The organism is Roseiflexus sp. RS-1, from assembly GCF_000016665.1.
Lineage (GTDB): Bacteria > Chloroflexota > Chloroflexia > Chloroflexales > Roseiflexaceae > Roseiflexus.
The window spans coordinates 4,657,620-4,675,629 of sequence record NC_009523.1; the positions used below are offsets into that span (position 1 = coordinate 4,657,620).

Consider the following 18,010-nt stretch of genomic DNA (forward strand, 5'->3'; position numbering starts at 1 on the left):
ATCGGGTGTGGCAGGGCGGATGTTTGTCCGGCAATGTCGAACGATTCGTCCATGCGCGGCTACAGAACCTCGATGGTTACATTCAGGATCTGGTCCCCCTGGCGGATAGCGTTGACAACGTCCATCCCGCTGGTGACTTTGCCGAAGACAGTGTGCTTTCCATTGAGGTGTGGTTGCGGCGAGTGGGTGATGAAAAACTGGCTGCCGTTCGTGTTTGGTCCGGCATTCGCCATCGATAACACCCCGGCCTCGTGTTTCAGCAGGTTTTTCTTCGGATCGACCTCATCCTCGAACGTATAGCCGGGCCCGCCGCGCCCTGTACCGGTCGGGTCGCCGCCCTGAATGACGAAGTTGCTGATGACACGGTGGAAGACGACGCCGTTATAGAACCCCTCGTTTGCCAGAAAGACGAAATTATTGACCGTCTTCGGCGCATACCGGGCAGCCAGGTCGATGACGATTTCGCCTTTGGAGGTCATCATCCGTGCACGGTACTGGCGGTTCGGGTCGATCTGCATCGGTGGAGGGGATGCCCATTGTTTTGGCGGCATGATTCTGTTCCTTGTTCAATCGAAAGAAATGGCGATCATCTTGCTGCTGATGTACGTGGTGGCAGAAAAAATTATAGCACAGGTCACTGTGATCGGAATGGTATTATGGTTCACTGCGCATGCGCGCAACTGCGCGACGAACCGCGCGCGCCGGATGAGCGGCAAGCATGTCCAGCGCCGTCTCCCGCTCCGGCGCCGGGAGGATTGCATGCAGCGCCCTGACAATGGCGAGCGCTTGCACGACATCGATGGGATGCGCCAGGGCGCATTCGGCAAGCGGAAGCGCAGCCCGCGGGTCGCGCCGGTTACCCAGCGAAATAATCGCGCCCATGCGCACTTCCGGGTTAGGATGTCGGAGCGCATGGATGAGGCGTTCGGTATAGTCGCGGCGCTGCCACTCCTCCGCGCGAGCGCCGCAGACGCGGCACGGCGCATCACGCTCATCAGCCGCGACCTCGGCAAAACAGACAGGACAGTAGAACTGCACGGCAGTGCTCACGCTCCATACTATGGTCGGTTTGTCAGCACCAGCGTCTCGGCTGGCGGCAGGTTGCGAATTTCAACATACGACGTTCCATTCCGCTCTCTAACCGTCAATTGCCGTCCTTTGGGATACAGACCGTCATAGCCGTCTGGATCAGCGGCCTGGGCGGTATTCAGGATGACCGTCATGGTATCACCGGGGCGGTTCAGTGCGGCATCGACCACTACATCGCCGCCACGTGCCGCCAGACCATTCGGATTGATCACGCACAACGCCTCCTCGTCATCGAGGATGCGCGACCAGGCGACGATTTCTCCGGCTGGCGGGAATGCGAATGGCTGGTTGAAGTTTGAAATCGGGCGCAGATACTGGCGACCGTGGCGTAACACCGGGAAGGCGGCGCGCAGGGCTGCCAGCGCCGCGATGCGCAGGTAGACTGGAAAGCGCTCGTCGAAGCAGTGATGCCCGGCAGTGCCAAAAGGTCCAAATCCTGGCAACGATGTATCGAGCGCCTGGGGGTCGATCCCGGCGCGACCGGACGCGCGCGGGTGGAGTGGACCGAACATCGCCTCGCGCAGGTAGCGGTCGGCGCGTCCCCACTCCGGCAACCACTGTCGCTCCGATGGTTCAGGACCGCCGAGCGCCTGTTCGGTGCCGTAATAGATGCATGGAATGCCGAGCGTGAAGAGTTGCAGTGCGACTGCTGCCGCCGCATGATGCTGCGACATCACATCGGTTGAGAAACGGAGTTTTGTTCCAAAAACGTGGTCGTGATCGTCGAGGATTGAGATATGGCGACTGCCGAGATTGCGGTGCGACCCCATGATTGCCAGCCCCGGCACGAACCCGTCGAAATAGGCGCGCGCTGGCGCCAGCCCCTTTGCAACATCTCCGAGCGCCAGGCGCATTTCGCCGATATCGAGTGCGGCATTCAGGTTGCGCTCCAGCGCGTCGAGGTAGCGTGTTGCGGCAAAATCGCCCCCGGCGACTTCGCCGACCAGGAAGAAGTTCGCTTTGCCCAGGTTGGCGGCGAACTCCTTGATCGTGCCGCAGAAATTGCGCGCCTGCTCGAATGAGACATGTTTGAGCGTATCGATTCGAAACCCATCGCAGTCGGTCAACGCAATCCAGTATTTGTAGCACAGCGCCAGATCGGTGAGCGCGCCCGGCGCATCGAGATTGATGTCGCGCAGCGTGAAAAAGTCCGACCGTTTATGCTCGGCATCCGGATCATCGATAGCGCCAGCGCCCAGATCGCCGGCGCCAGCGCGCGTATAATAGTCGATCGTGCGCATCTCTTCGGGCCAGGCAGCATCGTTCACATCAGGAATGCCCACGAGCGGCGCACCCGCAGCATCGACCCAACTGCCGAACGGGTAGCGCCCGCTCGTATAGCGCGGCATGTCTGCGCCACCGGGAACATCGGGCGGGTAGCGCCAGTTGGGACCGGTGTGCTGGAACACGATGTCGAGCAATACCCGCATGCCACGCTCATGCGCAGCGCTCACCAGATCGACCAGGTCCTGGCGCGTGCCGAAGCGCGGATCGACATCCAGAAAATCCTGAATGGCATAGCCGTGATAGGTGTCGAGGTGGACGCGCTGTTTGCAGACCGGGCTGAGCCACAGGGTGGTGATGCCGAGCCGCTGCAGATAGCCGAGTTTCGATATGATTCCACGCAACGTGCCGCCCTGAAATCGTTCACCGCCCGACAACGCCCAGCGATCCCAGCGCCAGGGGTCGCCGTTGGGCAGCGCCGGTCGCGCTGCCGCCAGGTAGCGCCGGTCGAGCAACGGGCGGGTATCTTCCTGTCCATCGCTGAAGCGATCAACCATCAAAAAGTAGATCACCTCGTCACGCCAGTCGACCGGTGACGGGTAGTATGCAACCCGACGCGGCAACTGAACATCATGCCTGATGCGTGGCGGGCGTGGTCGGCTTAACATATCGCGGACGAACGTCATGGCATGTCCTTCCCTGATGAATCGCGCCATTCCTGGGCGCGGAACCGGTGATGATGTGCGCTGCGGCTATCGTTTTCTGCGGATGCAGGTTTCCCACGTCTCTTCCCTGCCGAAATGATGCCCGTTGTGATAGCCCTCGCGCATCTATGCTTCCTGCGATGGGAATGTGCGTCTATGGTACCATACCCGGCAGCCGACAGGAGCGCGCGCAATGTCTGAGCCATTTCTTCACTCCCTGTTCAGCCTGGAGGGGAAAGTTGCCGTGGTCACCGGCGGAAGCGGTGCGCTGGGTGCGGCGATGGCGAAAGGTCTGGCGCAAGCCGGTGCGCGCGTCGCCGTTCTTGCCCGACGGATCGAACCGGTGACCGCAATCGTCGCCGCCATCGAAACGGGTGGCGGCACGGCGCTGGCGCTCAGCGCCGATGTGCGTGAGCGCGCCCAGGTCGAACGCGCGTGTGCCACCATCGTTGATCGCTGGGAACGGGTCGATATCCTGGTCAATGCCGCTGGCGGCAATATGCCTGGCGCGACGCTGGCGCCTGAGGCTTCATTACTTGATCTCGACCCTGAGGCGTTTCGCGCCGTCGTCGATCTGAACCTGATCGGTGTGCTGCTGCCGTCACTTGTGTTTGGTGCGACAATCATTACTGCGCCGGGGCAGGGAACGATCATCAACATCTCATCAATGGCAGCGCAGCGTCCACTGACGCGGATCGCCGGCTACAGCGCCGCCAAAGCTGCCGTCGAAAACCTGACGCGCTGGATGGCGATTGAACTGGCGCGGCGGTACGGTTCTGGATTGCGGGTTAATGCCATTGCACCCGGCTTTTTCATCGGTGAACAGAACCGTGCGTTGTTGCTCAATCCTGATGGGTCGCTCACCGCGCGTGGTGAGCACATTCTCGCGCATACGCCCGCCGGGCGCCTTGGCGTCCCGGAAGACCTGATCGCAACCCTGATCTGGCTCTGTAGCCCGGGTGCGGCATTCGTCAACGGCGCCGTCATACCGGTGGACGGCGGCTTTTCAGCGTTCAGCGGCGTGTGACATCGTCCAATCGGGGCAGGTTCGTTCCCCGCGTGTAGTAACTTCTTCTCTCTCTGTTCGAGAAACATGAACTATACTTCTGTCTGGAAGGAACGATTTTCCTCCAGAGATGGCGGCTGACAGTCCTCGTGGTCAGCCGGGAGACAATTGCGCCGGACCTCGAACATCGCCTCGCCTGCTTCCATCTTCATCCGCTATCCGCCGGCGCACAGCGCGATGATGCGCAGAAAGGACGCTACGATGCGACGCATAGTGTTTCTCACTCCCCTTCTGATCATTGCAATACTGGCGGCAGCAATGCCCGTCTCAGCTTCGGCGCCACCCTTCGGCAATGACGCATTCCGTCGAGTCTGGGAGCGCCAGGATCGTCCGGTCGCGGAACAGATCAGTGGTCGGTCGTGGACGTGGGGACCGGCGCCGAACACTCCGGCGCTGCGTGAACCGTTGCTGGAAGGGTATGAGGGTATGCGCGTGGTGCAGTACTTCGACAAGAGCCGTATGGAGATCAACGATCCAACTGCGAACCCATTTTCGCCCTGGTACGTCACCAATGGTCTCCTGCCCATCGAGTTGATGACCGGGCGTATGCAGGTCGGGTACAATCTGTTCGAGTGGCGTCTGCCAGCCCGGATCAGCGCTGTCGGCGATCCGGATCAGTTCCCGACCTATGCCGATCTGCTCCGCTTCTATCAGAATCCCGGCGCGGTCAATCCCAATGACCTGTATCGTCCGGCGACCGGATTTATCAACCCGGACGGCAGTATCACCGGCTTCAACGACTACGTGAACGATCCGGCGACGGTGCTGCTGCCCGGCGATAATAATCACGGCGTTGCGCGCGCATTCCTGGACTTCATGAACCAGTCTGGTCTGGTATATGAGAATGGGCGCTATGTGACGGCGAAAGTGTACGATCCGCTGTATGTCTTCGGGTTGCCGGTCACCGGTGCATACTGGGTCAAAGTCAGGGTTGGCGGCGTTGAGCGACCGATCCTGTTCCAGGTCTTCGAGCGGCGCGTGCTGACCTACAACCCGGCGAATCCGCCCGCGTTCCGCGTCGAGATGGGAAATGTCGGGCAGCACTACTACTGGTGGCGGTATGGACGTTGAGCCGGAAATATCGGGGAAGTCGTCCGCATTCCAGAGAGACGCAGGGTGGAAGGGAGTGGTATACTGTTTACCATGATATGAGGCTTAATGATCGGGGGACGTATGCCGCGCCGACGTAACTGGATCGCAGGAGGGATTCTGGTCGGGTTGCTGGTTGGATGCGGACAAGCGGCGCCGCTCAGCGTCCAGACAACCAGCACCCCGCTGGCGCCCGCGCGTGCTACGGCAGCGGTCGTGCTGACATCGGTTGCAGAAGGGGTTGAGGTGCGGATCGAACCGGCAACTGCTGGACAGTCTGGCAGCATCGGCGACGTGACTGCAACCCCGGAAGCGCTCGTACAGGCGACGTCCGAAGGCGCTCCGGCGGCGAACATTGCTGCCGCCGAGCAAACGGTGCGCGCCTACTTTGCTGCATTCGGCGGGCGGCGCGCAGCGGAAGCCTGGGCGTTGCTGACGCCCGCCATGCAGGCAATCACCCCCCTCGACATGTTCGAGAGCACAACCCAGGCGGTGCAGTCGCTCACCCTGACCCGGATCGATTCGGTCGTCGCCGCCGACGGGCGATTGATCTACGGCGTCACGGTTGATGCTGAGCCGGTTCCCGACCTGCCGACGCGCTGGAAGCGCGGGTCTAATCAACTCTACGTGGTGGTGATCAACACGCCGGAAGGATGGCGTATTGCCGCAATTACTGAAGAGCCGCCGTCGCTCTGATGGCTATGCCACCGTTTCGTCCGGTTCGTGCTCCTCGTAATAGCGCGCCAGCCCGCTGACGAGCATCTGCACCAGCAACGGCGTCGCTGCATCGCTCATCACCGTCATATAGCAGTTGTGTTCGATTGCCAGCGCTTCTTTATACTGCCCGGCAGCCACATACTGCGGCAGGAAGCGGCGCGCCTGTTCCGCCATGGTGCGTCGCACGCGCGCAGAAGCGACGACTCCCAGCGCTCGCAGCAAATAGTTGGTGAACGATGGATCGCTGTCATCCTCAACGACCGGCGGCTCACCAATCTCTTCCAGGATCATCTCGATCATGTCGTCGCTGAAGTGCAGCGGCGCAAAGCGTTCATCACGAAAGATTTCGAGACTGAACCGGTTGAACGCATCACGGTCGGCGCCGAGTTGCAGCGCCTGCATACGGAAGCGGCGCAGGATTTTGCCAGCGGAGTCGATCTTCGCCTGCTCGTCGGCGTCTGGCGGACGCTCGAGCCATGTCCCCTCGCAATTGCTGACTGTTGCCAGATATGTTGCATGTTCGCGGCGTTCGCGCTTGATGCGTGATTGCTTGCCCATGGCGGAATTGCTCCTCTTTCAAACGGTTCTGAATCGATTTCTCATCGGAATGACAGGAGTGATCGGCATGCATCAGTATGCACCTGTGTCGGATAATGGCGTGCTATACTGTATTGTACCCGAAACTTGATAAAAGGCAGCATGCCTGCCGGGAGACGCGAATGAACCCGCGCGTGCTCGAAAATCTGCGTAAAGTCGAGATCTTTGCCGGTTTGAGCGACGATGAACTGATGCAGGTTGCGGGAGTGTGCAGAGCGATCCGCACGCCTGCGAGCCAGACGGTTTTCAATGAAGGCGACACCGGCGACGAGTTGTACATCGTGCACGAAGGTACGGTGCGCGTCATGATCACAACGCGCCTGTCGGATGGGACGGTAGCGCCATCGACGATCAACACCCTGTATCCGGGTCAGTGTTTTGGCGAGCAGGCATTGCTCGGCGGTGCAGCGCGCACCGCAACGGTGATGACGAATGAACCGACGGTGCTGATCGTTATTCGGGCGCTGGATTTTGATGCGCTGGCGGAACGCAGCCCGCGGATCGGCTTCGTTGTGATGCGCAATCTGGCGCGCGACCTGGCGTATAAACTCAATGCGTCCAACCTGCTGTTGCGTGGCAACATCCGCTGGCGTGGCGATGAATTGGGAAAGCGGATGGGCGGGTAACGCCTCCCTGTACCCTCGTCTATGCGAACCTGCGAGGCATGCACTACGGCGCCATAGAGGACGTAGAGTCCACCTTCAACCTTCCCGCCTGCGTCCTCCAACCCTCGCGCCTCTGGTCCATCCCGCCTCATCCCCTCTCACCTCTCGCCTCGCTTCACCTTCCCGCCTGCAACGTTCAACCTTACAACCTTCAGCGTGCAACAATCTCCGGCTCCGCAATCGTAATCAGGCGATGGGTCATTTCAATGCTGCCATCGGCAATGATCTTGTCGCCAATGCACGAAATCATGGTCACCATCTCGCGTCCCTGCGGCAGCATGTAGTGAACCTCGTCCGGCGTGGCCCATACCTGGCGTGTCACGGTATAGCGATGTTCGACACCGCGTTCGTCGATCAGAATCACGGTCGCTCCAGGACTCAACTCCCTCAGACGCGCGAATGGCGCAGGGATATGCGGCGTCTTGCGGAAGCGCAATACGTGTCCCCAAAGCACGATATTATCACCCTGTCCCGGCATTGCGCCGAGTCGGTACCATCCCACATCGTGATCGGGCACCACCGGGACACGGTTCGCATCGAGACCTACCGGGATCAGGACGCGATCCAGATCAATGGCATTGATGACTAAACGCGCAGGCGGCACGGCTTGCGGGCGGGCAGTTGGAACCGGGGAGGGCGCCGTGGTTGGTGGCAGCGTCGGTGCGGGGGTAGCAGTTGGAATTGCAGTCGGTACAGTGGTTGCGGTTGGCGCCAGGGTTGGCAGGGGCGTCGCAGCAACCGGCGGCGCCGACGCGGTGGGCAACAGGGCTGCTGGAGATGCAGCGCGCATATTGGACGCGGACGACATCTGCGCAGGCGGCGCGCCACAACCGGCGATGAGCACTCCCATCAGCATCACCAATATCCATCGAATAACGTGTGTCATGCAATCTTCTCCCCCTTGCGTCGTTGAATAAAAGTTCCTGTACGACCTCTGTGTCTGGTGTGATGCAGACGTTGCGCTCTCGGATCCTCCGTGGTGCGATCATCACCTCACTGCCGAGATTATACTGGAACGTAGCGAGAAACCTTTAAACTCTGACGTCGCGGCGAACTTCTGGATACGCTCGTGCAGGGCTGGATGACTGTGTATAATGGGTTCAATCCCAGGCGAGCATCAGCGCAGGTGAGAACTGCATGGACCTTGACGACAAACTTGCCATCCTGTCGCCAGCGGCGCGTTTTGATGCGTGTGATCGCTTCCTGGGGAAGCGGCGCGCCACGCCGCGCACGGTGCTGTGGGACGATCGTGCAGTTGCTGCCGATACCGACAACGCGGGGCGTGCGCTGCCAGTCTTCCGCCTGTTGCTGAGCAATCGCTGCGAATGGAATTGCGCCTACTGTCCGCTGCGCTCCGGAAACGACATACCACGCGCGGCGCTGACGCCCGATGAACTGGCGCGCGTCTTTCTTCCCCGCGTCGAACGTGGTGCAGTGCAGGGGTTGCTCCTCTCCACCGGCGTCGATGGCAATCCGGCGGTTGCGACCGGTCGGATGCTCGATGCTGTCGAGATGCTGCGCACGCGCTACGGCTACAGCGGGTATGTGCATCTGAAACTGCTGCCCGGCGCGCCAGCCGCTGAAATCGAGCGTGCTGCGCGCCTTGCCAACCGCATCAGTCTCAACCTGGAAGCGCCGACTGCGGCGCATCTGGCGCGTATTTCGCCCGAACGCGACTGGCTGCGCGACCTGATCGCACCGCTGGCGCTGGCGCGTGACTGGAGTCGAACGGGCGCGATCGGTGCAGGGCTTGCGACGCAGTTCGTTGTGGGTGCAGCCGGAGAGAGCGACCGCGATCTGCTGGTGACGACCACCTGGCTCTACCGCGACCTGGCGCTGCGTCGGGTCTATTTTGGCGCATTCCGACCGGTGACCGGCACACCGCTGGAGAGTCGTCCGCCGACGCCGTTTGTGCGCGAGCAGCGTCTCCGTGAAGCAGACTGGTTGCTGCGACGCTATGGCTTCGAGCAGCAGGAACTCCCGTATGATCCTGATGGCAACCTGCCGTTACACCTCGACCCGAAACTGGCGTGGGCGCTGGCGCATCCGGAACGCTTCCCGGTCGAACTGAACCGTGCCGACCGGGACGAACTTCTGCGCGTACCGGGGTTGGGTCCGGTAAGCGTGGCGCGCATTCTCCGCCTGCGCCGCGAAGGGCGTTTCCGCTATCCGGATCATCTTGCAGCGCTGGGTGGGGCGCTCGCGCGCGCGCGTGACTTTATTACGCTCGATGGGCGCTTTTTCGGACGCAATGAACGTGATCGCCTGCGACACTATGCGCGCCGGTCGCCGATCGCCGAACAGTTAACGCTGTGGTAGAACGGTGCAACCGGCAGGCGAGACTCAGTAAGCAACCGCGCATCCGTCTTTGCGCGGATCAGAACCGGCATGGCGCACTCCGGCTTCATCGACAACAATAATCTGCCCGCCGCCAAAGCCGAACATGCCCTGACGATCTACAATGGAGTGCCCACACTCCCGGAGCGCTTCCGCTACTGCCTGGTCGTGCTCCAGCGCGACGGCATCCTGGTTGAGATAGGGATCGATCAACTCAAAGCGCGGCGCATCAAGCGCCTCCTGCGGATTCATCCCGAAGTCGATCATGTTCACCAGCATCTGCACATGCCCCTGGGGTTGCATGAAACCGCCCATCACGCCAAAACTCGCCCACAGCCGGTCACCGCACGTCACCATGCACGGAATAATCGTATGGTACGGTCGTTTGCCAGGAACGACACAGTTGGGATGCTGCGGATCGAGCACAAACCCGGCGCCGCGATTCTGCAGGCAGATGCCGGTGTCTCCCGCCACCACCCCGGAGCCGAAGCCCATGTAGAGGCTGTTGATGAACGAGACCGCGTTGCCATCGGCATCGACCGCCGTAACATAGACGGTATCGTGCCCGCCGGGGAGCGTGCTGGCATGAACATGAGGCAGAGCGCGCTGCGGATCGATCTGTGCGCGGCGTTCGGCGGCATAGACGCCGGAAAGCAACCACGTGGTCGGCACATGCGCATGCGCCGGATCGGCGACATATGCCGCTGCATCAGCAAATGCCAGGCGTAACGCTTCGATCTGGAGATGCAACGCTTCTGGCGAAGCTGGCGTATATGCTGACAGGTCGAACCCTTCGAGGATATTCAGCGCCATTAGCGCAGTGATGCCCTGACCATTCGGCGGACACTCATAGACGGTGTAACCGCGATATGTCACACTGATCGGCGTGTCCCATGTCGAGTGATGCGCCGCCAGGTCTTCCAGGGTCAACACGCCGCCATCGCGGGCGCTGGTTGCAGCGATTGCGGCGGCAATGGCGCCGCGGTAAAAGGCGTCGCGCCCACCTTCAGCAATCAACCGCAACGAGCGTGCCAGTCCTGGCTGGCGGAACAGTTCACCGGCACGCGGTGCGCGACCCTGCGGCAGGTAGGTGCGCGCCGTGTCGGGGTGAGCAGCCAGTTTTGGTTCTGCCAGTGTCCAGCTGCGCGCAATGATCTCGCTTACAGGGAATCCATAGTCGGCATACTCGATAGCTGGCGCGAGAACCTGCGCCAGCGGCAACCGTCCATATGCCGATAACAGTTCAACCCACGCATCCACCGCACCGGGGACGGTCACAGGCAGCATACCGGTCAACGGAATGCTGGTCAATCCACGCTCAACAAAGAGTTCACGCGACAACGCCGCAGGCGCTCGCCCGCTGCCGTTCAATGCCCGCACGGTGCGGGTCTGCGCATCGTACACCAGCGCGAACGCATCGCCGCCGATGCCGGTGCTCATCGGCTCGACGACGTTGAGCACCGCAGCAGCGGCAATGACCGCGTCGGCTGCGCTTCCGCCTGCAAGCAGCATTCTCAACCCTGCCTGCGCTGCCAGCGGTTGACTGGTTGCTACCACGCCCCGGCTGGTCATCACGACTGAACGACGCGAGCGAAAGCGTTCGCCGGTGATGGGAGGGAGATTGAGATGAGACACGAATTCTCCTTTGATGACAAAACTTAAACTTGACAGCCTTGCTCTGCCTTTTGCTATAATAGTTCGTAAGTTCCCAAACGGCAAGTTGCATCTCCGTCTCAATGCATCGGTTCTGCCCCGCCAGCGTCTCCTGAGGGGGGTATCATATGAGTCGCTCCAGTATTCGTGTCGCCAGATCCGCAGTGCAACTGCGACGTCCAATCGGGTTGGCGCTGCTGTCTGGTACAGGCGTGGTGTGTGGTCTGGCGCTGACCGTGCTGGCGATGGCGTTGATTGCGTACAAGGCGTCGCTTGGGATCCCGCTTGCGGTGCAGATCGTCGAAATAACGCTCGCAATTCTTGTGCCGTTCACCATCGTCTGGTTCTATTGGGGTTTGTGGGACGTCATGCAGAGTGCGTGGTGGTCGCATGTCCTTGGCGGTCCGCTGGCAATTGTCGGACTGGGGGCAGCATTTATGTGGCGCAATGGTATCATTGGCCTGCTGGTGCGCGGTCTTCCTGTCGCTGTGCATCCGCTGGTGGCAACCAGTTTTGCCTGGTTTACGCTGGGGCTTCTGGTTCTCGAGGTTGCTACCGTGGCGTACCTCCTCACTGCATGGAAAGCGTTCGGTATCGGCGCACCGAAGCCGTTATGGGAACGTCGCAGATAGTCCGGTGTTGCCATGAACGATGCCATCATCGATGCACACCTCCATTTGTGGGATCCGACACGGTTTCGCATCCCCTGGCTTGATGGCAATGATCTGCTCAATCGGGTGTACGACCTGCGCGTGTTCCAGGAACATACGGCAGGTCTGAACATCACGGCAATGGTGTATGTGCAGGTGGATGTCGCCCCTGCATATGCACTGCTGGAGGCGCGGCATATTGCGCAGATAGCGGCAGACGAGCCGCGCCTTCAGGGTATTGTGGCATGGGCGCCGCTCGACGATGGCGCCTGTGCACGCTCGTTCCTCGATGCACTGGTTGAGATCAGTCCGTTGATCAAGGGGGTGCGGCGTATTCTGCAGGGTGAGCCAGACCCTGCACACTGCCTGCGTCCTTCATTCGTGCATGGCGTTGAGATGCTGGCAGAGTACGGCTTGTCGTTCGATATCTGCATCTATCATTATCAGTTGCCAGCGGTCATTGAACTGGTGCGCGCCTGCCCGGATGTCAGTTTCGTTCTCGACCATCTGGCGAAACCGGATATTCGCAGTGGCACGCTCGATCCGTGGCGTTTGCATATGGAGACGCTAGCGCGTTTACCGAATGTGGCGTGCAAAATCAGCGGCGTGGCAACCGAAGCAGACCATCAACGCTGGACGGTCGATGACCTGGCGCCCTACATCCGTCACGCACTCGAGGTATTCGGCGAAGATCGCGTGTTGTTCGGCGGCGACTGGCCCGTGGCGCTCCTGGCAACCAGTTATCGCCGCTGGGTCGAAACCCTGGCGACGCTTACGGCGGATCTGACGCCGGAGGCGCAGCGCAAACTTTGGGTCGAGAACGCTCGTCGCATCTACCGTTTGTCCCCGTAGTTGCGCACTGGCGAACTCCGTGGTATCTTGCGCCTATGTGGGCGCATCTGAATCTCCATCTCGATCCGGAAGATCCGGCATATTCCGACCCTTTGCGTCGTGTTATGGCGCGTCTGGGTGATTATGCCGCCTTGATCGTTGAACCGCTCAAGGCGCGCCTGATCGATGCAACCCTCGTGCGTGCCACGAACCAGCGCATCGAGGTGCGCCTGACGACTGCGACCCGTCATCTGCTGCTGGTCATTGCGCCTGAAGCAGATCTGGCGCACGAGGTCTTTTTCCTGCGCTCACTGGCAGCATACGACCTGCCGGCGCCGCGTCTGATTGCGTATGATCTGAGTTGCGTGAACGTTCCTTTTACCTATGCGATCGAAACCTATCCCGGCAGTCTGACGCTTGATCGTATCAACGATGCAACGCTTATGCGCATCGCCGGGCGACAGACTGGACGAATGCTTCGGCGGGTGCATCGTATCGAGGCACCCGGCTATGGCGCGCCAACACCAACCGGTCGCTGGTCGGCGCGAACGTGGCGCGAAGCGCTGGCAGGCTGGCTTGAGCAACGCAGTTTCGATGACCGGGCAGAAGCGGTGCTGGGCGCCGATATCACCTCTGCTCTTCGGGCTGCCACGCTCGATCATCCCACCCTTGCCTGCACCCAACCACGTGTTCTGCATGGCGCCGTCGAGCCTGCGCGCATCGTTGTCACCGTGGGCGAATCGGTGCAACTCGAAGGTCTGGTTCAACCTGCTCAACCAGTAGGCGGCGATCCCCTGTTCGATCTGGCATATGCCCTCGCTTCGCGTCAGTCGGCTGCGTTTCGGCGGGGAGTTATGGAAGGGTATGAAATGGCGGGAACGCTGACCGCAGAACAGCATACGCGGATTGATCGTTTGCGTCTGCTGATCGATGTGGCGCAGGCGCTCGAGGAGGGCGATCCGGCAGTGCTTGCCGGTCTTCCTGCTGCGGTTATGGCGCGTCTGGAGGCGCTGGGTGAGGGTATTGTGAACAGAGCGACGGTCAGTCAATGACGACATCGTTTACAGGCGGTCTGGCGCTCATTCTCGTCGGGCATATGCCATACCTGCGTGCAGCCGGTCGCCGTCCCGACGGCGAAGACCCGCTGCACGAGATGATTGCGTTTTCGATCGTGCCGGTGATGAATGTGTTGTACGATCTGCGCGAAAGCGGTATGCGCCCCGCTGTCTCGCTGGCATATTCGCCGATCTTGCTCGAACAACTGGCAGATATTGTTGTCCAGAAGCATTTCGTGGTCTGGATGGAGCGCTGGCTGGCACGGTGTGAAGCGGCGCTGCGACGCTGGCAGCGTCAGCGACAGGGACATCATGCGTACCTGGCGCGCTTCTATCTTGATTGGGGACAGGGCATCCTCCGCAGTTTTACTGAGCGCTACGGGCGCAACCTGGTGGCAGCGCTGCGCGAACTGTGTGCGGATGGAACCGTCGAGCCATTGGGAGGCGCCGCAACGCATGCCTATCTGCCACTGCTTGCACACGAGGAGTCGGTGCGGGCGCAACTCGGCGCGGGCACACTCACAATCACGCGATTGCTCGGTCGTCGTCCACGCGGCATCTGGTTGCCGGAATGCGGATTTCGGGTTGGAGTGGAACACGCACTGCGTTTCAACGGTGCGCGCTACTTTATCATCGATCCGGCGAGCGTGGCATCCGGTGCTTCCGTGACGCACCTGCGTCCCCGCTGGGTTGCTTCCCGCCGTCTGATCGTCTTCCTGCGCGCAGTCGATGCATCACTCCAGATCGTTTCACCCGGCATCGGGTATGTCGGCGATCCGCTCTACCTGGCAACCCGACGCGAGCGCTCCACCCATCTGCCGATCTGGCGCAACGGCATGGGGGATGCCATCATCGAGCCTTATGATCCGTATCACGCCTTTCGGCGTGCACAGGAGCATGCCGTCCATTTCGTCGAATGGGTGACAGCGGAACTGCATGAGTTTGCATCCCGTCACGATCGCCCCGGCATTGTCGTCGTGCCGCTCGACGCCGATGTGCTTGGGCGACGGTGGTTTGAGGGACCCGCCTGGTTGCGCGCATTGTTCGAGACGGTGCTTGAACGACAGCCATTTGCATTGACAACCCCTTCACCATACCTGCGCGCGTTTCGTCCGCGTCAGACTGTCGTGTTGCGGGATGGATCGTGGGGACCTGAAGGCGATCACTCAGCCTGGAGCACTCCGGCAAGTGACCGCCTTCGTGCTGCTGTCGCTGAGGCGGAGAATCTGGTGGTCGAAGTTGTGCGTCGCTTTCCTGATGCCCATGGTGATAGGGAACGCGCGCTCAACCAGGCTGTGCGCGAATTGATGCTGGCGCAGTCGAGCGACTGGTTGCTGTTAACTGGACGAAACGATCCCGGCGAAGCGTACCGTGCGTGGATGCACCTGACGCGATGCTGGCACATGTGCGAACTGGCGGAGCGCGATATGCTCGATGACGCCGATCAGTCGACACTGGCTACAATCGAAGAGATTGATAACCCGTTTGCGTATCTGAACTACCGTGTGTTGACGGCGGAAACCGCCTGACACCAGATACGGTGCGCATCGCTGCATGGCCTGGGTGCGCGGGCGTCTCGCCCGCCTGCGTGCAGCGGTATATCGACGACGACGGCTTTCGGTGGTTCTCGCCCAGTCTCGCCCGTGTGCCTACAGCAATGCGACCCATCGCGGGAGTGCGGGCGCCTTGTCCTCGGCCGCCCTCGCTCCGTGGCGAACAGCGCACAGTGGAAACGAACACTTGCGGACCGCACACAGGGTTCTACCAGATGGGATATCACATAACCAGCGGCAGTCCCGCCCGCGCCCATGCAATGATCCCGCCGCGCAGGTTGAGCACATTGCTATATCCGGCGCGGCGCAGCAGATCGGCGGCGACGCCGCTGCGATTGCCGGAGCGACAGATAGCGATGATCGTCGCATCTTTGGGAATGCTGCTCAGTTTGCGCGATAGTTGCCCCAACGGAATGAGCACACTGTCGGGAATGTGCGCTTCGGCGTACTCTTCCCGTTCACGCACATCGAGCAGGTAGAGTCGTTCCCCCTGCGCGAGACGCTGCTGCACCTCGACCGGGGTGATTTCGTCCTGTTTGGGCTGCGCTCGAAAAAAGTTGAACATGGTTCTCCTTTATTCTTTGTTCCGATCTTCACCAGGAATATGATGCATCGAGCGGCGTCGAGGTTACAGGCGCCCGCGCCACCGGGAGGGTGAACCAGAAGCAAGCCCCTTTGCCCGGTTCGCTTTCGACACCGATTGCGCCCCCGTGCGCCAGCACAAGTTGCCGCGCGATTGCCAGTCCCAGTCCTGCGCCGCCCTGCGCCCGCGCGCGTCCGCGGTCAGCGCGCCAGAACCGGTCGAACACATGCGGCAGGTCGTCGGCAGGAATGCCGGGACCGGTATCGATCACGCGAGTGCAGATCATATCAGTATCCGACGTGGCGCAGCCTGCCTGCTGTGCGTGTGAAGCGACGATGCGAACGATGCCATCGGCGGGCGTGTGGCGCAGCGCGTTCGACAGGAGATTGTTGAGCACCTGGGCAATCCGGTCAGCATCAGCCAGAACAGGCGGCAGGTCCGGCGCACAGTCCATCTGAAGCGTCACCCGTTTTTCATCGGCATGCGCAGCGAACAGCGTCACACTCCGGGCGATGATCGCAGTCACATCGACCGGTGTTCGATACAGGTGCAGCTGCCCGGCTTCAGCCAGCGTCAGTTCACGCAGATCGGCAACCAGGCGACTGAGCAACAGCGTTTCATCGTAAATGGTCGCAATTTCTTTTTTTTCGAGCGGAAAGACATCATCGAGCAGAGCGCGCAGATTCCCCTGGATAACACTGAGCGGTGTCCGTAGTTCGTGCGCAATGTCGGCAATCAACCGACGACGCGCCTGTTCCGCCTGCTCAAGGCTGGCCGCCATCGTGTTGAACGCTTCGGCGACGCTGGCAACCTCTGACGGTCCTGCGACCGGTGCGCGTTGGGTCAGATCCCCTTCAGCCAGGCGTTGCGCAACATATGCCAGGCGATTGAGCGGCGCAGCCAGCCTGCGTGCCACGATGATCCCGGAAATCAACCCAAGCGCTCCTGCAATCAAACCTGCCTGGATCAATGCCTGATTGAACTGATCGAGGAAGAGGTGAGCAGCGGATGAAAGTGCAGTGTCGCGTTGAAGTTGCGCTACCAGATATCCAACTGGTGCACCCTGAACCATCACCGGCATGGCGCGGCGCAATTCGGCGCTGCCGAGGCTACCCTGCGTCATGTTCGCCGTGGTGCTGCGATAGACAATCCGGCCATCAGCATCGGTAAGGATCAACGCAAGCGGTCCGCGCATCATCCCCGGTCCCCCCGGTCCCATCCCACCCGGTCCCATCCCGCGAATGCTGGCAAACACGGTTTCGACGCCGCTCCAGTCTTGATGAGCCGCATAATATTCGGCAAGACGCGGTATCAGGTCGAGTTGCTGCACCTGGTTCTGCGCCACGAACGTGCGAAACTCATCACCGGCGCGCATATTCACCACGAGCGCTGCCGTCAGCACGCTCACGATCGTCACAAGCGCAAATGCCAGAACGAGTTGGAACCAGAGACGCCGGATCATACAACCACCGCCAGACGATACCCCACGCCGTAGACGGTCTCGATCCTGACGCCAGCACCGGCGGCATCGAGTTTCCGGCGCAGGTTTTTGATATGACTGTCAATAGTGCGTTCCATGCCTTCATAATCGTATCCGGGACCCTGTTCGATCAGTTCTCGCCGTGTGAACGCATGCCCCGGATGACTCAACAAGATGCGCAGCAGCTCGAATTCGGTCGGTGTCAGGTTGATCGTCCGATCCGCCACCCGTGCTTCGTGCCGGTCGAGGTCGAGACGTAATCGTCCGGCTTCGAGGATGACCGGCGGCACCGGTGATCCGCCGCCGGTGCGTCGCAGAACAGCCCGCACCCGCGCCACCACCTCGCGCGGGTTGAACGGTTTGGTGATGTAATCATCGGCGCCGAGTTCGAGACCAACAATCCGGTCAGTATCATCGACCCGCGCTGTCAGCATAATAATCGGCATGGAGGCAAGGTGGGGATCGGCGCGGATCGTGCGGGTCAGATCGGCGCCATCAACATCCGGCAGCATGAGATCGAGCACCATCAGATCGGGGCGCTCGGTGCGCGCCAGGCGGAGCGCCGCCGCGCCATCATACGCGGTCAGGGTCTGAAATCCGGCATGCTCCAGATAGGCGCTGACCAATCGCACGATCTGACGGTCGTCATCAACGACCAGAATACGCTGAGGCATACCATTCCCTCACTGTCCGACTTGAACCGATTGTACCAGAAGC

At 60.9% G+C, this 18,010-nt stretch carries 18 protein-coding genes; 9 read left to right on the forward strand and 9 right to left on the reverse strand.

Annotated features, from left to right (window positions below; genetic code table 11):
• Window positions 1–59 precede the first annotated feature (59 nt).
• The 3 genes from ROSERS_RS19185 to ROSERS_RS19195 all read right to left on the reverse strand — a co-directional run bounded on the left by ROSERS_RS19185 (window position 60) and on the right by ROSERS_RS19195 (window position 2,999).
• Entirely contained in the window at window positions 60–551 is a 492-nt protein-coding gene (locus ROSERS_RS19185; protein WP_011958416.1) for a peptidylprolyl isomerase, read from the reverse strand.
• Between the two features lie 103 nt (window positions 552–654).
• Entirely contained in the window at window positions 655–1,050 is a 396-nt protein-coding gene (locus ROSERS_RS19190) for a HEAT repeat domain-containing protein (RefSeq protein WP_041334126.1), read from the reverse strand.
• 8 nt (window positions 1,051–1,058) lie between these two features.
• The gene (locus tag ROSERS_RS19195; protein ID WP_011958418.1) at window positions 1,059–2,999 is read right to left on the reverse strand and encodes an alpha-amylase family glycosyl hydrolase; all 1,941 of its coding nucleotides are present in this window, start codon (window positions 2,997–2,999) and stop codon (window positions 1,059–1,061) included.
• Window positions 3,000–3,210: 211 nt separating this feature from the next.
• On the opposite strand from ROSERS_RS19195, the gene ROSERS_RS19200 reads away from it, so the two are divergent.
• From ROSERS_RS19200 to ROSERS_RS19210, 3 genes are all read left to right on the forward strand, one after another.
• The gene (locus tag ROSERS_RS19200; protein ID WP_011958419.1) at window positions 3,211–4,044 is read left to right on the forward strand and encodes an SDR family oxidoreductase; all 834 of its coding nucleotides are present in this window, start codon (window positions 3,211–3,213) and stop codon (window positions 4,042–4,044) included.
• Window positions 4,045–4,284: 240 nt separating this feature from the next.
• Entirely contained in the window at window positions 4,285–5,154 is an 870-nt protein-coding gene (locus ROSERS_RS19205; protein WP_011958420.1) for a hypothetical protein, read from the forward strand.
• Between the two features lie 102 nt (window positions 5,155–5,256).
• The gene (locus tag ROSERS_RS19210) at window positions 5,257–5,868 is read left to right on the forward strand and encodes a hypothetical protein (RefSeq protein WP_011958421.1); all 612 of its coding nucleotides are present in this window, start codon (window positions 5,257–5,259) and stop codon (window positions 5,866–5,868) included.
• Between the two features lie 3 nt (window positions 5,869–5,871).
• Here the strand turns inward: ROSERS_RS19210 and ROSERS_RS19215 are convergent, their stop codons facing one another.
• Entirely contained in the window at window positions 5,872–6,447 is a 576-nt protein-coding gene (locus tag ROSERS_RS19215) for a hypothetical protein (protein WP_011958422.1), read from the reverse strand.
• Window positions 6,448–6,608: 161 nt separating this feature from the next.
• On the opposite strand from ROSERS_RS19215, the gene ROSERS_RS19220 reads away from it, so the two are divergent.
• Window positions 6,609–7,112 carry a Crp/Fnr family transcriptional regulator gene (locus ROSERS_RS19220; RefSeq protein ID WP_011958423.1) on the forward strand — a complete coding sequence of 168 codons (504 nt, stop codon included), beginning with the start codon at window positions 6,609–6,611 and terminating at the stop codon, window positions 7,110–7,112.
• A 190-nt stretch (window positions 7,113–7,302) separates the two neighbouring features.
• Here the strand turns inward: ROSERS_RS19220 and ROSERS_RS19225 are convergent, their stop codons facing one another.
• Window positions 7,303–8,037, reverse strand: a complete 735-nt coding sequence (locus tag ROSERS_RS19225; RefSeq protein WP_011958424.1) for a class F sortase — start codon at window positions 8,035–8,037, stop codon at window positions 7,303–7,305.
• A 251-nt stretch (window positions 8,038–8,288) separates the two neighbouring features.
• Here ROSERS_RS19225 and ROSERS_RS19230 point away from each other — a divergent pair, with 251 nt between their 5' ends.
• Window positions 8,289–9,470, forward strand: coding sequence for a putative DNA modification/repair radical SAM protein (locus tag ROSERS_RS19230; protein WP_011958425.1), 1,182 nt, complete (start codon window positions 8,289–8,291; stop codon window positions 9,468–9,470).
• Window positions 9,471–9,494: 24 nt separating this feature from the next.
• Here the strand turns inward: ROSERS_RS19230 and ggt are convergent, their stop codons facing one another.
• On the reverse strand, window positions 9,495–11,123 hold the full coding sequence (gene ggt, locus ROSERS_RS19235; RefSeq protein ID WP_011958426.1) for a gamma-glutamyltransferase: 1,629 nt from the start codon (window positions 11,121–11,123) through the stop codon (window positions 9,495–9,497).
• A gap of 146 nt (window positions 11,124–11,269) precedes the next feature.
• Here ggt and ROSERS_RS19240 point away from each other — a divergent pair, with 146 nt between their 5' ends.
• From ROSERS_RS19240 to ROSERS_RS19255, 4 genes are read left to right on the forward strand one after another with little or no spacing between them, the layout of a single operon-like run.
• Entirely contained in the window at window positions 11,270–11,773 is a 504-nt protein-coding gene (locus tag ROSERS_RS19240) for a hypothetical protein (RefSeq protein ID WP_011958427.1), read from the forward strand.
• A 12-nt stretch (window positions 11,774–11,785) separates the two neighbouring features.
• Entirely contained in the window at window positions 11,786–12,643 is an 858-nt protein-coding gene (locus ROSERS_RS19245; RefSeq protein ID WP_011958428.1) for an amidohydrolase family protein, read from the forward strand.
• 35 nt (window positions 12,644–12,678) lie between these two features.
• Window positions 12,679–13,674 (forward strand): phosphotransferase, encoded by a 996-nt coding sequence (locus ROSERS_RS19250; RefSeq protein ID WP_011958429.1) that lies wholly within the window; start codon window positions 12,679–12,681, stop codon window positions 13,672–13,674.
• The gene (locus tag ROSERS_RS19255; protein WP_011958430.1) at window positions 13,671–15,206 is read left to right on the forward strand and encodes a glycoside hydrolase family 57 protein; all 1,536 of its coding nucleotides are present in this window, start codon (window positions 13,671–13,673) and stop codon (window positions 15,204–15,206) included. Before ROSERS_RS19250 ends, ROSERS_RS19255 begins: the two co-directional genes overlap by 4 nt.
• Window positions 15,207–15,453: 247 nt before the next feature.
• On the opposite strand, the gene ROSERS_RS19260 is transcribed toward ROSERS_RS19255, so the two are convergent.
• Genes ROSERS_RS19260 through ROSERS_RS19270 form a run of 3 tightly spaced genes read right to left on the reverse strand, consistent with a single transcriptional unit; the run spans window position 15,454 to window position 17,967 of the window.
• Window positions 15,454–15,795 (reverse strand): rhodanese-like domain-containing protein, encoded by a 342-nt coding sequence (locus ROSERS_RS19260; RefSeq protein ID WP_011958431.1) that lies wholly within the window; start codon window positions 15,793–15,795, stop codon window positions 15,454–15,456.
• A gap of 28 nt (window positions 15,796–15,823) precedes the next feature.
• Window positions 15,824–17,275 carry a sensor histidine kinase gene (locus tag ROSERS_RS19265; protein WP_011958432.1) on the reverse strand — a complete coding sequence of 484 codons (1,452 nt, stop codon included), beginning with the start codon at window positions 17,273–17,275 and terminating at the stop codon, window positions 15,824–15,826.
• Window positions 17,272–17,967 carry a response regulator transcription factor gene (locus ROSERS_RS19270; RefSeq protein WP_011958433.1) on the reverse strand — a complete coding sequence of 232 codons (696 nt, stop codon included), beginning with the start codon at window positions 17,965–17,967 and terminating at the stop codon, window positions 17,272–17,274. Before ROSERS_RS19270 ends, ROSERS_RS19265 begins: the two co-directional genes overlap by 4 nt.
• Between the last annotated feature and the right edge of the window lie 43 nt (window positions 17,968–18,010).

What these genes read in the sequence shown, in the direction of transcription:
- ROSERS_RS19265 (WP_011958432.1), bottom strand. Translation starts at nt 17,275, where the DNA reads ATGATCCGGCGTCTCTGGTTCCAACTCGTTCTGGCATTTGCGCTTGTG.
- ROSERS_RS19225 (WP_011958424.1), bottom strand. Translation starts at nt 8,037, where the DNA reads ATGACACACGTTATTCGATGGATATTGGTGATGCTGATGGGAGTGCTC.
- ROSERS_RS19270 (WP_011958433.1), bottom strand. Translation starts at nt 17,967, where the DNA reads ATGCCTCAGCGTATTCTGGTCGTTGATGACGACCGTCAGATCGTGCGA.
- ROSERS_RS19230 (WP_011958425.1), top strand. Translation starts at nt 8,289, where the DNA reads ATGGACCTTGACGACAAACTTGCCATCCTGTCGCCAGCGGCGCGTTTT.
- ROSERS_RS19195 (WP_011958418.1), bottom strand. Translation starts at nt 2,999, where the DNA reads ATGACGTTCGTCCGCGATATGTTAAGCCGACCACGCCCGCCACGCATC.
- ROSERS_RS19220 (WP_011958423.1), top strand. Translation starts at nt 6,609, where the DNA reads ATGAACCCGCGCGTGCTCGAAAATCTGCGTAAAGTCGAGATCTTTGCC.
- ROSERS_RS19210 (WP_011958421.1), top strand. Translation starts at nt 5,257, where the DNA reads ATGCCGCGCCGACGTAACTGGATCGCAGGAGGGATTCTGGTCGGGTTG.
- ROSERS_RS19205 (WP_011958420.1), top strand. Translation starts at nt 4,285, where the DNA reads ATGCGACGCATAGTGTTTCTCACTCCCCTTCTGATCATTGCAATACTG.
- ROSERS_RS19200 (WP_011958419.1), top strand. Translation starts at nt 3,211, where the DNA reads ATGTCTGAGCCATTTCTTCACTCCCTGTTCAGCCTGGAGGGGAAAGTT.
- ROSERS_RS19240 (WP_011958427.1), top strand. Translation starts at nt 11,270, where the DNA reads ATGAGTCGCTCCAGTATTCGTGTCGCCAGATCCGCAGTGCAACTGCGA.
- ROSERS_RS19260 (WP_011958431.1), bottom strand. Translation starts at nt 15,795, where the DNA reads ATGTTCAACTTTTTTCGAGCGCAGCCCAAACAGGACGAAATCACCCCG.
- ROSERS_RS19245 (WP_011958428.1), top strand. Translation starts at nt 11,786, where the DNA reads ATGAACGATGCCATCATCGATGCACACCTCCATTTGTGGGATCCGACA.
- ROSERS_RS19185 (WP_011958416.1), bottom strand. Translation starts at nt 551, where the DNA reads ATGCCGCCAAAACAATGGGCATCCCCTCCACCGATGCAGATCGACCCG.
- ROSERS_RS19215 (WP_011958422.1), bottom strand. Translation starts at nt 6,447, where the DNA reads ATGGGCAAGCAATCACGCATCAAGCGCGAACGCCGCGAACATGCAACA.
- ROSERS_RS19250 (WP_011958429.1), top strand. Translation starts at nt 12,679, where the DNA reads ATGTGGGCGCATCTGAATCTCCATCTCGATCCGGAAGATCCGGCATAT.
- ROSERS_RS19255 (WP_011958430.1), top strand. Translation starts at nt 13,671, where the DNA reads ATGACGACATCGTTTACAGGCGGTCTGGCGCTCATTCTCGTCGGGCAT.